The 14796-nt window shown below is 61.6% G+C and carries 15 protein-coding genes; 3 read left to right on the top strand and 12 right to left on the bottom strand.

Translation table 11 applies throughout. The annotated features are described in order from the left end of the window. Positions 1-14: 14 nt before the first annotated feature. The 6 genes from trpC to rpe form a co-directional block, all read right to left on the bottom strand. Entirely contained in the window at positions 15-800 is a 786-nt protein-coding gene (trpC, locus tag BM438_RS33045) for an indole-3-glycerol phosphate synthase TrpC (protein WP_093643542.1), read from the bottom strand. An 18-nt stretch (positions 801-818) separates the two neighbouring features. Beyond that, on the bottom strand, positions 819-1850 hold the full coding sequence (trpD, locus tag BM438_RS33050; protein ID WP_054036695.1) for an anthranilate phosphoribosyltransferase: 1032 nt from the start codon (positions 1848-1850) through the stop codon (positions 819-821). A gap of 17 nt (positions 1851-1867) precedes the next feature. Further along, positions 1868-2455: an aminodeoxychorismate/anthranilate synthase component II gene (locus tag BM438_RS33055; protein WP_054036698.1), complete on the bottom strand. Its 588-nt coding sequence runs from the start codon at positions 2453-2455 to the stop codon at positions 1868-1870. Between the two features lie 13 nt (positions 2456-2468). Further along, complete coding sequence (trpE, locus tag BM438_RS33060) at positions 2469-3962, bottom strand: anthranilate synthase component I (protein WP_054036746.1); 1494 nt, start codon at positions 3960-3962, stop codon at positions 2469-2471. Positions 3963-4332: 370 nt separating this feature from the next. Continuing rightward, positions 4333-5049, bottom strand: coding sequence for a phosphoglycolate phosphatase (locus tag BM438_RS33065; RefSeq protein ID WP_093643545.1), 717 nt, complete (start codon positions 5047-5049; stop codon positions 4333-4335). A 15-nt stretch (positions 5050-5064) separates the two neighbouring features. Then, positions 5065-5748: a ribulose-phosphate 3-epimerase gene (gene rpe / locus BM438_RS33070; protein WP_093643547.1), complete on the bottom strand. Its 684-nt coding sequence runs from the start codon at positions 5746-5748 to the stop codon at positions 5065-5067. Between the two features lie 277 nt (positions 5749-6025). Here rpe and apaG point away from each other — a divergent pair, with 277 nt between their 5' ends. Further along, complete coding sequence (gene apaG / locus BM438_RS33075; protein ID WP_054036748.1) at positions 6026-6400, top strand: Co2+/Mg2+ efflux protein ApaG; 375 nt, start codon at positions 6026-6028, stop codon at positions 6398-6400. A 46-nt stretch (positions 6401-6446) separates the two neighbouring features. Here the strand turns inward: apaG and BM438_RS45700 are convergent, their stop codons facing one another. After that, positions 6447-6608 carry a hypothetical protein gene (locus BM438_RS45700; RefSeq protein ID WP_167378499.1) on the bottom strand — a complete coding sequence of 54 codons (162 nt, stop codon included), beginning with the start codon at positions 6606-6608 and terminating at the stop codon, positions 6447-6449. Between the two features lie 28 nt (positions 6609-6636). Here BM438_RS45700 and mltA point away from each other — a divergent pair, with 28 nt between their 5' ends. Then, positions 6637-7761: a murein transglycosylase A gene (gene mltA / locus BM438_RS33085; protein ID WP_093643550.1), complete on the top strand. Its 1125-nt coding sequence runs from the start codon at positions 6637-6639 to the stop codon at positions 7759-7761. Between the two features lie 115 nt (positions 7762-7876). Here the strand turns inward: mltA and paaK are convergent, their stop codons facing one another. The 5 genes from paaK to paaN form a co-directional block, all read right to left on the bottom strand. Further along, entirely contained in the window at positions 7877-9181 is a 1305-nt protein-coding gene (gene paaK, locus BM438_RS33090) for a phenylacetate--CoA ligase PaaK (RefSeq protein ID WP_093643552.1), read from the bottom strand. 146 nt (positions 9182-9327) lie between these two features. Beyond that, a complete protein-coding gene (gene paaI, locus BM438_RS33095) occupies positions 9328-9789 on the bottom strand; it encodes a hydroxyphenylacetyl-CoA thioesterase PaaI (protein ID WP_054036751.1) in 462 nt (153 codons plus the stop codon). Between the two features lies 1 nt (position 9790). Then, positions 9791-10582 (bottom strand): 2-(1,2-epoxy-1,2-dihydrophenyl)acetyl-CoA isomerase PaaG, encoded by a 792-nt coding sequence (gene paaG, locus BM438_RS33100; protein ID WP_093643555.1) that lies wholly within the window; start codon positions 10580-10582, stop codon positions 9791-9793. A 56-nt stretch (positions 10583-10638) separates the two neighbouring features. Continuing rightward, positions 10639-11841: a 3-oxoadipyl-CoA thiolase gene (gene pcaF / locus BM438_RS33105; protein WP_093643557.1), complete on the bottom strand. Its 1203-nt coding sequence runs from the start codon at positions 11839-11841 to the stop codon at positions 10639-10641. A gap of 126 nt (positions 11842-11967) precedes the next feature. Next, complete coding sequence (paaN, locus tag BM438_RS33110; protein WP_093643559.1) at positions 11968-13668, bottom strand: phenylacetic acid degradation protein PaaN; 1701 nt, start codon at positions 13666-13668, stop codon at positions 11968-11970. 133 nt (positions 13669-13801) lie between these two features. Between paaN and BM438_RS33115 the strand changes: the two genes are divergently transcribed. Continuing rightward, positions 13802-14578: an enoyl-CoA hydratase gene (locus BM438_RS33115; RefSeq protein WP_093643561.1), complete on the top strand. Its 777-nt coding sequence runs from the start codon at positions 13802-13804 to the stop codon at positions 14576-14578. Positions 14579-14796: the final 218 nt, after the last annotated feature.

Here is a 14796-nt window from a genome sequence, read left to right on the forward strand (position 1 = left end):
TGTGGAACTTGCGCTTAGAAAAACATACGCGCAAGTTCCACACCCGGCTCTTCCGCGCGCATGAACGCCTCGCCGACGAGGAATGTATGCACGTCCATCGCCCGCAGACGTTCGACATCCTGACGCGACAGAATGCCCGACTCCGTGACGACGATGCGGTCGTCCGGAATCGATTCGAGCATGCCGATGGTCGTCTCGATCGATGTTTCGAAGGTGCGCAGGTTGCGGTTGTTGATGCCGATCAGCGGCGTCTTCAACGTCAGCGATTCCATCAGTTCATTGTGGTCATGCACTTCGACCAGCACTGCGAGGCCTAACGAATGCGCGAGCGCTTCGAGGTCCTGCATCTGTGAGGTTTCCAGCGCGGCCGCGATCAGCAGGATCGCGTCGGCACCCATCGCACGGGCTTCGACGATCTGGTACGGATCCACGATGAAGTCCTTGCGCAGCACCGGCAGGCTGCAGGCGGCGCGCGCCTCCTCGAGATATGCCACGCTGCCCTGGAAGAACTGGACGTCGGTGAGTACGGACAAGCAGGCCGCACCGTGCTTCTCATACGAACGCGCGATTTCGGCGGGGACGAAGTTTTCGCGCAGCACGCCTTTCGACGGGCTTGCCTTCTTCACTTCGGAGATCACCGCGGCCAGGCCGGCCGCATGTTTCGCGCGCAATGCGCCGACGAAATCGCGGATGTCGCGCGAGGATGCTTCGAGGCGCAGCTCTTCGAGCGGCGCGCTCTGTTCAGCCGCGCGGACTTCTTCGCGTTTGACCGAGATGATGCGGTCGAGGATGTCGCTCATGAGTGTCTCGCTACGTAATTACTGCTTGAATTGCTGGGTGAAGCGGACCAGGTCGTCGACCTTCGCGCGTGCCTTGCCGCTCGCGATCGCTTCGCGGGCCAACTGGATGCCGTCCGCAATCGAAGCCGCCACGTTCGCCGAATAGAGCGCCGTGCCCGCGTTCAGCGTGACGATTTCACGCGCGACGCCCGGCTTGTTGTCGAGCGCTTCGAGCAGCATCAGTTTGGATTCGGCCGCGTCGGCTACTTTCAACGTACGGTTCGACACCATCTGCATGCCAAAGTCTTCCGGGTGAATTTCGTACTCGTGGATCTGGCCGTCGCGCAGCTCGCCGACTTGCGTTGCCGCGCCGAGCGAGACCTCGTCCATACCGTCCATACCGTACACCACCAGCACGTGCTTCGCGCCGAGGCGCTGCATCACGCGCACCTGAATACCGACGAGGTCCCCGTGGAATACGCCCATCAGTTGATTGGGCGCGCCGGCCGGGTTGGTCAGTGGCCCAAGAATATTGAAGATGGTCCGCACGCCGAGTTCGCGGCGCACCGGCGCGATGTTCTTCATGGCCGGATGATGGTTCGGCGCGAACATGAAGCCCATGCCGGTTTCCGCAATCGACGCCGCCACCTGTTCCGGTTGCAGATCGATGTTCACGCCGAGTGCTTCGAGCACGTCCGCGCTGCCTGACTTGCTCGACACGCCGCGGCCGCCGTGCTTCGCGACTTTAGCGCCCGCCGCAGCCGAGACGAACATCGTCGCCGTGGAAATATTGAAGGTGTGCGAGCCGTCGCCGCCGGTGCCGACGATATCGACGAAGTTCGAGTTGTCCTGCACCTCGACGTGCCGGGCAAATTCACGCATCACCGTGGCGGCGGCGGTGATTTCGCCGATGGTCTCTTTTTTGACGCGCAAGCCGGTAATGATCGCCGCCGACATCACGGGCGATAGTTCGCCGCGCATGATGAGCCGCATCAGATGCAGCATTTCGTCGTGGAAAATTTCGCGGTGCTCGATCGTGCGTTGCAGCGCTTCCTGGGGCGTAATCGACATGATTTCGTCTCTCTTTATCAAGCGGTGCGGTGAGCGGTCTTCGACTGCTTCACGAAGTTTTCGAGCAAGGCGTGACCGTGTTCGGACAGGATCGATTCCGGATGGAACTGCACGCCTTCAACGGCCAGTTCCTTGTGACGCACGCCCATGATTTCGCCGTCTTCGGTCCATGCGGACACTTCGAGACAATCCGGCAGCGATTCGCGTTCGATCGCGAGCGAGTGATAACGCGTCACGACGAAATGCTTCGGCAGATCGGCGAATACGCCTTTGCAGTCGGTTTCGATCGTGCTCACCTTGCCGTGCATGATGGTTTGCGCACGCACTACGCGGCCGCCGAAGGCTTCGCCGATCGCCTGATGGCCGAGGCATACGCCGAGAATTGGCGTCTTGCCGGCGAATTCACGCAGCACGTCGAGGGTGATGCCGGCGTGTTGCGGGTTGCTCGGGCCGGGCGACAGGCAAATGCGCTCCGGATTGAGCTTCGCAATTTCGTCCAGCGTGATTTCGTCGTTCCGATAGGTGCGCACGTCTTCGCCGAGTTCGCCGAAGTACTGCACCAGGTTGTAGGTGAACGAGTCGTAGTTGTCGATCATAAGCAGCATGGTGTGTCTCCGGTCAGAAGTCGCTATCGAGGCCGTCTTGAACCTGCTCGGCGGCGCGCAGCACGGCGCGCGCCTTGTTCTCGGTCTCTTGCCATTCGGATTCCGGCACCGAATCCGCGACTACACCCGCTGCCGCCTGCACATACAGATTGCCGTTTGCGATGACGCCGGTGCGGATCGTGATCGCCAGATCCATTTCGCCGGTGAACGACAGATAGCCGACGGCGCCGCCGTAGAGGCCACGCTTGACCGGCTCCAGTTCGTCGATCAGTTCCATCGCGCGAACCTTCGGCGCGCCGGATAACGTGCCGGCCGGGAAGGTGGCGCGCAGCACGTCGAAGTTGGTAGTGCCGGGTTTCAGCTTGCCTTCGACCGAGCTCACGATGTGCTGCACGTGCGAGTACTTCTCGATCACCATCTGATCGGTGACGACCACCGAACCGATCTGCGAAATACGGCCCACGTCGTTACGCGCGAGGTCGATTAGCATCACGTGTTCGGCGATTTCCTTCGGATCGTTCAGCAGTTCGGTGGCGAGCTCTGCATCGCGTTCCGGCGTGTTGCCGCGCGGACGGGTGCCGGCGAGTGGCCGGATCGTTACGATGCGATCTTCGCCGCGCTTTTCCTGGCGCACCAGAATTTCCGGCGATGCGCCGACCACGTGGAAGTCGCCGAAGTTGTAGAAGTACATATAGGGCGACGGATTCAGCGAGCGCAGCGCGCGATACAGCGACAGCGGATTGTCGCGGTATGGCTTGATCAGACGCTGGCCGACCTGCACCTGCATCAACTCGCCGGCGGCGATGTATTCCTTCGCCTGGCGCACGGCGGCGAGGTAATCATCTTTGGCGAACTCGCGGTAGGTCTCGGTGCGCACGCTGGCCGACGTGACCGGCGGCTGCACGGTCGTGCGCAAACGCTGACGCAATTCACGCAGACGCTGCTTGGCTTTTGTGTACGCCTCAGGCTGTGTCGGATCCGAGTACACCACCAGGTAGAGCTTGCCCGCGAGGTTGTCGATCACCGCGACTTCTTCGGTGAGCAGCAACTGAATGTCCGGCAGATTCAGATCGTCTTTCGGTGCGGTGTGCGCGAGCTTTTTCTCGATGTAACGCACTGCGTCATAACCGAAGTAGCCCGCCAGTCCGCCTGCGAAACGCGGCAAACCGGGGCGCTGCGCCACTTTGAAGCGGCCCTGGAATTGCTGGATGAACTCGAGCGGATCGCCCTCGTGCGTTTCGACGACTTTGCCGTCGCGCACCACTTCCGATACGCCGTTGCGAGTGCGCAGCAGCGTGCGCGCCGGCAGTCCGATGAATGAATAGCGGCCGAAGCGTTCGCCGCCCACCACCGATTCCAGCAGGAACGAGTTGGCGCCGTTGCGTTCGCTCTGCGCTAGCTTCAGGTATAGCGAGAGCGGCGTTTCGAGGTCGGCGAGCGCTTCGGCGATCAGCGGAATGCGGTTGAAACCCTCGTTGGCGAGGGACTGGAATTCGAGTTCGGTCATGTTCCGATCCTGTACGTACGTCAGACGGCACTATGCGTCGGACAAAGCGGGGCGCTACGCAGCCGGTCAGGCGTTCGTTCGACGTTTCGACACGATGATACCGACCGGCGCGAGTTTCCCATCGACGCATGCAAGGGATTTCAGCGCACAGATGTACTTTGCGGGTACACGAACGCCAAATCAACCGATGCAGCGAAACAAGGTGATGGAAAAAACGCGTGAGCGCAGCGAAGTAAAAAACGGTTGCCGAAGACGAGCTTCAGCGTACCTCAGGCGAGGTTAGCGCGACCAGCGACGCCAGGGCCAGGCTCCCCGGTCGATGCTAATCAGACTCCGTTTTTTATTCAGAAACATGAGGATGAGGGACTTTTCAGGTCGTGGAATGGTGCGCTGCGATAGCCTTGGCGGCATCGAGCAGCGAGGCAACTATACCATCGGATTTTATTTCTTGTACAGATCGGCCGTGGTTGTAGCCGTACGGCAGCGTCAGCGTTGCCATGCCCGCCGCGCGGCCTGCCAGCGCATCGTTTTCCGAATCGCCGATGGCGACCGTGGTTTCCGGTGTGACGCCTAGTTGCGCTGCGGCGGTGATCATCGGCAGCGGATCCGGCTTCTTTTTCGGCAGGCTGTCGCCGCCGAGCACGACGCTGAAATACTGGCTGAGCCCATATTGCTCCAGCAATTCGACCGCGAAACGGTGCGGCTTGTTGGTGACGCACGCGAGTTTGAGGCCGGCGTCGCGCATGGCACTGAGGCCGGCTTCGACCTCGGGGTACAGCCGTGTGTGCACGCCGTTGATCTTGGCGTACTCCTCCTGATAGATCGCGAGCGCTTCGTCGAAACGGTCCTGTGCGTGGTCCGTTTCGAAGCGCTCGGCCAGCACACGGCGAATCAGATTCTCCGAGCCCTTGCCGATGTAGCCGACCACTTCCTCGCGCGAGGTTTCCGTCGCGTCGAGTTGCGCAAGCATGCCGTTCAGGCCGGCGGTGAAATCGTCTGCGGTATCGATCATCGTGCCGTCGAGGTCGATGATCGCGGCTTGCAGGCGCGGGCCGGTGAAGGTCGGGGCAGGGAACGGAGTCGTCATTTCTCGTGCGGGATATCAGTGCTCGATGTTGGCGAGTGCGGCGCGCATCTTGTCGATCACCGCCTTGTGATCCGGCGCACCGAAGATCGCCGAGCCTGCCACGAACGTGTCCGCGCCAGCCGCGGCGATTTCGGCGATGTTGTCGACCTTCACGCCGCCGTCCACTTCGAGATGAATCTCGCGGCCGGTCTTTTCCTTATAAGCATCGATCCGCTTGCGCGCTTCGCGCAGTTTGATGAGCGCCTCAGGAATGAACGATTGACCGCCGAAGCCCGGATTCACCGACATGATCAGCACCAGATCGACCTTGTCCATCACGTAGTCCAGATGGTTCAGCGATGTGGCCGGGTTGAACACGAGGCCCGCCTTGCAACCGTGGTCGCGAATCAGCGACAGCGTGCGGTCGATATGGTCCGAGCCTTCCGGGTGGAAGCTGATCAGGTTCGCGCCGGCCTTGGCGAAGTCCGGCACGATGCGGTCGACCGGGCGCACCATCAGGTGCACGTCGATCGGCACGTCCACGTGCGGGCGGATCGCTTCGCAGACGAGCGGGCCGATTGTCAGGTTCGGCACATAATGGTTGTCCATCACGTCGAAGTGAATCCAGTCGGCGCCGGCGGCGACAACGTTGCGGACTTCTTCGCCGAGGCGGGCGAAATCGGCGGACAGAATGCTGGGGGCAATGCGGAATTGCGTCATGGCGGGGGCGGATGCAAGCGGGAAAACACCATTTTACCGGTTTGTACGCTTCCGAACCGGCTTGGGGGCGAGTTGAGGCCGGCACCGACAACGCATGGCGAAAGTGACAAGACGCCTTAGCGGCCCTTGGCCAAAGGGATTTGTCCGGTTGCGGGCATGCCGCGCATCAAGCAGAATGCCAAACCATAGGCGCCGCTTCGCCAATGTGCCCGCAAACCATTGGCGTTCGGGGCTTCCCGCGATTTTTCACACTCCGTTTCACCAGACCGGAATCAGGATGAGCCAGTACGAATTCAGCGTCTCGGCGCAGGTGCAGTTTCTGCCCGAAGAGTCGGACCCGGAGCGCCGCCAGTATGCGTTTGCATACACGCTGACCATCCGTAACAGCGGTCAGGTGCCCGCGCAGTTGATTGCGCGTCACTGGGTGATCACCGACAGCGAAAACAATGTTCAGGAAGTGAAAGGCCTGGGCGTGGTCGGGCATCAGCCGCTGCTCAAACCGGGCGAGCACTTCGAATATACGAGTTGGGCCGTGATCGCCACGCCCGTTGGCACGATGCGTGGCGACTATTTCTGCGTTGCTGAGGACGGCGAGCGCTTCGACGCACCTGTACCAGAGTTCATTCTGCGGATGCCGCGTACTTTGCATTGAACCGAGAGCGCGGCTCGCGGTCTTTAAAAAGCTTTACAGCGCAGCTTTACTGGGATTTTTGCTGCTTTTGCTGTTCATCGGTGGCGGCGCTGGCGGCCTTCTTCTTGCCGGACGACGTCCAGACAACGATAAAGACGAGCAGGAAGAGCGCGAGGAGCGATTCCAGCGCGAAGATGAGCATCGGGTATTCGTCGAACAGATCAGACATGGCGGTTTCCATCAAGAACGAACATTGTATGCGTTTTGTCCGCACGGCCGGAGCATGGCTCGGCGCGCTTTCGGTGGCGGTAATGCTGGCTTCCTGCGGAGGCGGCGGTGCAGTCCGGCCTTCGGTTTCACCGCCCACGGGTGCCGCGATCATACCCGGGCAGATCGCCGCGACGCGGCTGACAGCCGTGGCCTGGCAGCAGGTGCCAGGGTGGCAGGACGATTCGCTGATCGGCGCGACGGCCGCATTGCGGCAAAACTGCCTGAGGCTCGCGCGTCAACCGAACTGGGCTCGTGCGTGCGCGGCGGCCTCGCAGATCGACGATCTGGACGTCACCAGTGCGCGAGCATTTTTCGAGGCGTATTTCACGCCGTTCCAGTTAGCCAATAACGACGGCACGCTCGATGGCCTCGTCACCGGTTACTACGAGCCGTTGCTGCGCGGTTCGCGCACGCGGCATGGCGTGTATCAGACGGCGTTGTACCGCTGGCCCTCCGGTTATCGCGCGGGTGCGCCGCTGCCGGCGCGCGCGCAACTCGAGCGTGCGGGCGTGCTCAACGGCAATGAACTCGTGTGGGTTGACGATCCGATCGAAGCGTTCTTCCTGCAGGTGCAAGGCTCCGGGCGCGTCGTGATGGAAGACGGCAGCGTGATGCGGGTCGGATTTGGCGGCACGAACAATCAACCGTACAAGTCGATTGGGCGGTGGCTGCTCGATCGCGGTGAACTGACGCCGGCGCAGGCGACCATGCAAGGCATCAAGGCATGGGCGCGCGCGAATCCGGCGCGGGTCGACGCGCTGCTCGATACCAATCCGCGTTTCGTGTTCTTCCGCGAGATGCCGTCCGGCGAGAGTGCGCCGAGCGGCGGTGCGGATGGTCCGATCGGTGCGTTGGGCGTGCCGTTGACGCCGGAGCGATCGATCGCGGTGGATCCGACTTCGATTCCGCTAGGTACGCCGGTGTTCTTGCAGACCACACGACCGTTGACGAACTCGCCGATGAATCGCCTCGTCTTTGCGCAGGACACGGGGTCCGCGATCAAAGGCGGCGTTCGCGCGGACTACTTCTGGGGTCTCGGCGACGATGCCGGCGATCTGGCCGGCAAGATGAAGCAGGGTGGTCGGATGTGGTTGTTGCTGCCGAATTCGTGAGGGTTTGGCGGAGCGGCGGCGGGGTTTTCCTGATCGCTAGCTTCTGGTTTTTGGTTTGATAACGGCGCTGACACCGGTCAGCTCCGTTATCAAACATCAACCTTCGGCGCTTGGCTTAAAGCCCCGATTTCCGTTTGTCCACCACACGCCGTGCCTTGCCCACCGAACGCTCGATACCGTTCACACCCAGTACGTTCACGATCGCGCTGACGCCGATCAGCGCCTTGATGTCGTAGGTCAACGCCTGTTTAGCCGTGGTCAACGCGGCAGTATCCGGCGCTGATTCCGGGCAGGGCTCGACGTTCAACGTCAATACATCGAGCGGGCCTTCCTTCGTCAGCACGATCTGATAGTGCGGCGCGAGGGCGTGTTGCTTGAGTAGCAATTCTTCGATCTGCGTCGGGAACACGTTGACGCCGCGCACGATCATCATGTCGTCCGAGCGGCCCGTGATCTTTTCCATCCGACGCATGGTGCGTGCGCTGCCCGGCAGGAGGCGGGTTAGGTCGCGCGTTCGGTAACGGATGATCGGCAGCGCTTCCTTGGTCAACGAGGTGAATACCAGTTCGCCGAGCTCGCCGTCCGGCAGCACTTCGCCGGTTTCGGGATCGATGATCTCGGGGTAGAAATGGTCTTCCCAGATGGTCGGGCCATCTTTGGTCTCGACGCATTCCGAAGCGACGCCAGGTCCCATCACTTCAGACAGACCGTAGATATCCACAGCGTCGATGCCCATACGCTTTTCGATCGCCTGGCGCATGTCATTGGTCCACGGTTCCGCACCGAAGATGCCGAGGCGCAGCGAGCAATTCGCTGGATCGATACCTTGCCGTTCGAGTTCGTCGGCGATCGACAGCATATAGCTCGGCGTCACCATGATGATGTCGGGCCGGAAGTCCTGAATCAGTTGCACCTGCTTTTCAGTCTGACCGCCGCCGAACGGGATCACCGTCAGCCCGGCGCGTTCCGCGCCGTAGTGTGCGCCGAGGCCGCCTGTGAACAGACCGTAGCCGTAGCTCACGTGAACCTTGTCCCCGCGCTTCGCGCCCGCGGCACGGATCGAACGTGCGACGAGATTCGCCCACGTGTCGATATCGCGCGCGGTGTAGCCAACGACCGTCGGCTTACCCGTTGTTCCAGACGACGCGTGGATCCGCGAGATCTGCTCCTGCGGCACTGCGAACATGCCGAACGGGTAGCTGTCGCGCAGATCCTTCTTGGTGGTGAACGGGAAGCGCGCGAGGTCCGCGAGAGTCTTCACTTCGCTCGGGTGAACGCCGGCTTCATCGAATTTTTGCCGATACACCGGCGAATTTTCATAAGCGTGGTTCAGCGACCATTTGAGCCGTTCGAGTTGGAGCGCGGCGAGTTCGTCGCGGCTGGCTGTCTCGATGGGATCGAGCGGAAGGGCGGTGGTCATCGAATGTCTCCTTGCTGCCTCAATGCTTGGGTCTGGGGTGCGGTGCGCTTGCGCGCAAAAACCGGGGACTCGCTGCTATCTACTATCTATATAGGTGCTGGCAACAGGTCGCGAACGTGTCGCGGCTCTGCCGTTCAGTCTGCTATTCAATCGCCGGTAGGAATCAGGTTGCCTTTGATCTGTGCCGATTTGCCGCGAAACATCGCCACGGTCTCCTCTGCGCGATTCGTGACGCGAATGTCGTAAATGCCGGTGCGGCCGCTCAAGGTTTGCTCGACCGCTTCGGCAGTCAACACGTCGCCGCCTTTCACCGGCCGCAGGAACTCGATCGAACAACCCGCTGCGACGGTGTTGATGTTGTACGTGTTACAAGCGAAAGCGAAAGTCGAATCAGCGAGCGTGAAAATCAGGCCGCCGTGGCAAATCTGATGGCCGTTGAGGAAGTCGTCGCGCACGGCCATGCGCAGGCGCGCGTATCCTGGGCGCACTTCTACGATTTCGAGACCGAGCGCACGGCTGCACGCGTCGTTTTCGTACATGGCGGCCGCGGTTGCGCGAGCGAGTTCGTCAGGTGTCATTTGAGCGGGGTGGTTCGGTTGCGCGGACATATCAGCGACCCTCGAAGCGCGGTGCGCGTTTTTCCACGAACGCCTGCACACCTTCCGCGTAATCGTGCGAAGCGCCGAGTTCGCGTTGCAGATCGCGTTCGAGATCGAGTTGCTGATCCAGCGTTTGCGTCGCCCCGGCGCGCATTGCCTGCTTGATCGCAGCGATAGCGCGCGTGGGTTGCTGCGCCAGTTGGGCCGCGAGCTTGCTTGCCGTGGCGGCTAGCTCGGTGTCGTCAACCGCTTGCCAGATCAGCCCCCAGCTTTCGGCTTTCTCCGCGCTCAGTTTGTCGCCGGTGATGGCGAGACCCAAGGCGCGGGCCATACCGACGCGTTGCGGCAGGAACCATGTGCCGCCCGAGTCCGGCACGAGACCGATCTTCACGAATGCCTGAATGAAGTTGGCCGAACGGGCGGCAAGCACGAGGTCGCAGGCCAGCGCGAGATTGGCGCCGGCACCGGCGGCCGTGCCGTTGACCGCGGCAATCACGGGCAACGGCAGTGCTTGCAGGCGGCGAATCAACGGATTGAAATGCGCGTTGATCAGTTCGCCCAGATCGGTCATTGCCCCTGGCGTGAAGTCGAGATCCGCGAGATCCTGTCCTGCGCAGAAGCCGCGGCCCGCGCCGGTCAGCACGAGCGCGCGCGCGCCGGACGCTTCGACCTGGCCGAGTGCGTCGCTCAATTCCTGGTGCATCGCGCGGGTAAAGCTGTTGAGCTTGTCCGGGCGGTTCAGCGTGATGGTCGCTACGCGGCTCGATGTATCGATGTCGAGGCGAATCGCTTCATATGACATTGGGTGTCTCCTCAAAGTCTCTTTGATCGGCAGTGCAATGGGCGGCGGCGTTAGTGTCAGAGCCGCTCGATTACCAATGCAATGCCTTGGCCTACGCCGATACACATCGTGCAAAGCGCAAAGCGGCCGTTGATTCGTTCCAACTGATAAAGCGCGGTAGTGATCAAACGCGCGCCAGAAGCGCCGAGCGGGTGGCCGAGCGCAATCGCTCCGCCGTTCGGATTGACACGCGGATCGTCGTCGCGCAAGCCGAGCGTGCGTAAGACTGCCAGTCCCTGCGACGCGAAGGCTTCGTTCAACTCGATCACGTCGAATTGCTCGAGTGTCATGTTCAGTTGCTTCAACAGCTTTTGCGTGGCCGGCGCCGGGCCGATGCCCATGATGCGTGGCTCCACGCCTGCCGTTGCCATGCCCACCACGCGTGCGCGGCGACGCAATCCGTATTGATCGGCAGCTTCCTGATTTGCGAGCAACAGTGCACACGCGCCGTCGTTCACGCCCGATGCATTGCCTGCGGTCACGCTGCCGTCGGGACGGACCACGCCCTTGAGCTTGGCCAGGCTTTCGAGCGACGTTTCGCGCGGATGCTCGTCGAGCGTCACGCGTACGGGGTCGCCTTTCTTCTGCGCAATTTCAACGCCGACGATTTCCTGAGCGAGCGTGCCGTCGCGCTGTGCGCGAGATGCTTTTTGCTGACTCGCCAGAGCAAAGGCGTCCTGATCGGCGCGGCTTATGCCGAACTCGATGGCCACGTTTTCCGCGGTCTCCGGCATCGAATCGACGCCGTATTGACGTTTCATCAACGGATTGATGAAACGCCAGCCGATGGTCGTGTCGTAAATATCGGCCTGCCGTGAAAATGCACTGGTGGCCTTGCCCATTACGAACGGCGCGCGCGTCATGCTTTCGACGCCGCCTGCAATCATCAGCCGCGCTTCGCCGGCCTTGATGGCGCGCGCTGCGGTACCGACCGCGTCCATACCCGAGCCGCACAGACGGTTGATGGTTGTGCCCGACGCTGCCGTGGGCAAGCCGGCCAGCAAAGCCGCCATGCGAGCCACGTTACGGTTGTCGTCACCGGCCTGATTGGCACAGCCATAGATCACGTCGTCGAGTGCCTGCCAGTCGACACCGGCATTGCGTTCGATCAACGCCCTGATCGGTACCGCGCCGAGATCGTCGGCGCGGACATCCTTCAGGGCGCCGCCGTAGCGGCCGATTGGGGTGCGAATCGCGTCGCAAATGAAGGCGTCGTTCATGTGGGTTCCTGCTGGGCCGGATTGGCGGGACTTGCCAATCCGATGTCTCATGTTAGTTGGGGTGCACGGCTCGGTCCATTCGGCCAAACGGCATAGGGCGAAAGCCGTGCTTTTGTCTTATGCCATTCAGCCAGCTACCGCCGGCGCCGCTTTCGGTTCAACATGAACGCGACTTTGAACGACGCGGAAGCGGTTTGCGACAAAGGCTGCGTCGGCCAGCGCGGCATTTGCCGCCGGGTTTGCGCCCGTGCCGTGGAAGTCGGAGAAGGCCGCCGATTGATTGACGAATACGCCGCCCGTCAAATTGATTGAGAGTGCTACGCCGCCGCGGATCGATGCTTCATGCGCTTCGTTGAGTACGGCCTCGTCCGTGCTGTAGACCGACAGCGTCAGTGCTCCGTGCTCGGCAGCGATTGCGCCGGCAAGGTCGAGCGACTGCGCGGTCGACTCCGTCGCGATCACGAAGGAGATCGGGCCGAACCATTCTTTGGTGAACTGCGCGTGGTCGGTGGCGGCGTCCAGTTGGAGCACGAGCGGTGTTCGCACACGGGCGCCGGCAAAGGCCCGATGTTCCAGCGATTGGCTTTCTACTAGAACGCGGCCGAGCTTGCAGGCTTCCTCGATGCGCTGGGTGACACCTTCGTTCTGGATCGCGCCAAGCAGTTCAACGGCGCGAGCCGGGTCGGCGACCAGTTTTTGCACGGCGCCGGCGATAGCCTGAGCGACTTCGTCGAAGCCGAGCGTGCCCTCAGCGGTGCGGATGCCGTTGCGCGGCACATAGATGTTTTGCGGCGCGGTGCACATTTGTCCCGAGTACAGCGCCAGCGAGAAGGCGATATTGCGAGCGGCGGCTTTGATGTCGTCGACCGAGTCGATCACGATCTGGTTGACGCCGGCTTTTTCGGTGTAGACCTGAGCCTGGTGTGCATTGCGCTCGAGCCAGGTGCCGTTTTGAGTGCTGCCCGTGAAATCGATCAACTTGATTTCAGGGCGCAGAGCGAGGTCCTGGACCAGCGCGCCATCGTTCGGTTCGGTGGCCAGCAGCGTAACAACGTTCGGATCGAATCCGGCTTCGCGCAGCACATCGCGTGCGATGCGTACAGTCAGCGCGAGGGGCAGAATCGCGCCCGGGTGCGGTTTGACGATGACCGTGTTGCCGGTGGCCAGATCAGCAAAGAGGCCCGGATAGCCGTTCCATGTCGGGAAGGTGCAGCAGCCGAGCACGAGGCCGGTGCCGCGCGGCACGACCGTGTAGCGCTTGTGCATTGCAAGCGGCGGATTTTTGCCTTGCGGCTTTTCCCAGTGAGCGTCGGCGGGAATGCGGCGCAGTTGGTCCCACGCGTACACGACCGCTTCGAGGGCACGGTCTTGCGCATGCGGGCCGCCAGCCTGGAAGGCCATCATGAATGCCTGGCCGGTCGTGTGCATCACGCTGTAGCCGATTTCGAAGCTGGCGCGATTCACTCGCGCGAGGATTTCGAGGCACACACCGATCCACGCCTGCGGGCCGGCCGCGCGCCAATCGCGCTGTGCCACGGCGGCTGCGGCGATCAACGCATCAGGATCGGCCTTCGGATAGCGCACGCCGAGCGGGAAGCCGAACGGCGAGACTTCAGCGCCGACGGTTTCTCCGGTCGACGGCTGGTCCAGTTCGAACGTCTTGTTCAGAAGCGCTTTGAATGCGGCTTCGCCGTCTGCGCTTGCTGTTTCCCCGTACACTTTCGGACTGGGCATCTCGACGAACGGGCTCCAGTAGCCGCGCGTTTCAACCGCGGTGAGTGCCTTTTGCAGCGTGTCTTCGTGCTTGGTGAATAGCGGATGTGTCATGGCAGAGGGGCTTGGCTGTACGTTGGGAAAAGCCTGTCGAATAATTGACCGACCGGTTGGTTGGCTAATGGTAGCATTACTGAGACGGCTGCGCGAAGCGTTTTTTGCGCACCATTAAGCATAAGGAGGCGGCATGGCTTACGAGAACATTCTGGTTGAGACGCGTGGACGGGTGGGTTTGGTCACATTGAATCGCCCGAAGGCGTTGAACGCACTGAACGACGCGTTGATGGACGAATTGGGCGCGGCGCTACGGGAGTTCGATGCCGACGACGCGATTGGTGCGATCGTGGTGACGGGCAGCGAGAAAGCGTTCGCCGCTGGAGCCGACATCGGGATGATGGCGACCTATACCTATATGGACGTCTACAAAGGCGACTACATCACCCGCAACTGGGAAACGGTGCGCTCGATCCGCAAGCCGATTATCGCTGCGGTGGCGGGCTTCGCGCTTGGTGGCGGTTGCGAGCTGGCGATGATGTGCGACATCATTCTCGCCGCCGACACTGCGAAGTTCGGCCAGCCGGAAATCAAGCTGGGCATCATGCCGGGGGCCGGCGGCACACAGCGGCTTCCGCGCGCAGTCTCCAAGGCGAAAGCGATGGATCTCTGCTTGACCGCCCGCTTCATGGACGCTGCCGAGGCCGAGCGTGCCGGATTGGTCTCGCGGGTGATTCCCGCGGCTTCGCTGCTTGACGAGGCGGTGGCTGCGGCCGCGACCATCGCTGAATTCCCGTTGCCGGCGGTGATGATGATCAAGGAATCGGTTAACCGCGCATACGAAACGACGCTCGCAGAGGGCGTGCATTTCGAGCGACGCCTCTTCCATTCGCTCTTCGCTACGGAAGATCAGAAGGAAGGGATGGCCGCGTTCGTTGAGAAGCGCAAACCGGTTTTCAAGCATCGTTAATACGCTTGTCAAAATAACGCTTGCAAGGGGCCGTTTGGCTCGCTAGAATCTCGCTCTTTCGTGCTTCGGACAGCGGGGCACGGGGAGCGGGAGAGCCAGCAGTGGCAAGGCTTTGCGCGATGTGGGCAGGTTCAGGAAGTTAGAAAAACCTGTTGACGGCGTAGCGAAAGTTCTTCATAATCTCGTTTCTCTGCTGCTGATGCAGCGACGCAGAACGA

The organism is Paraburkholderia aspalathi (genome assembly GCF_900116445.1).
Taxonomy (GTDB): Bacteria; Pseudomonadota; Gammaproteobacteria; order Burkholderiales; family Burkholderiaceae; genus Paraburkholderia; species Paraburkholderia aspalathi.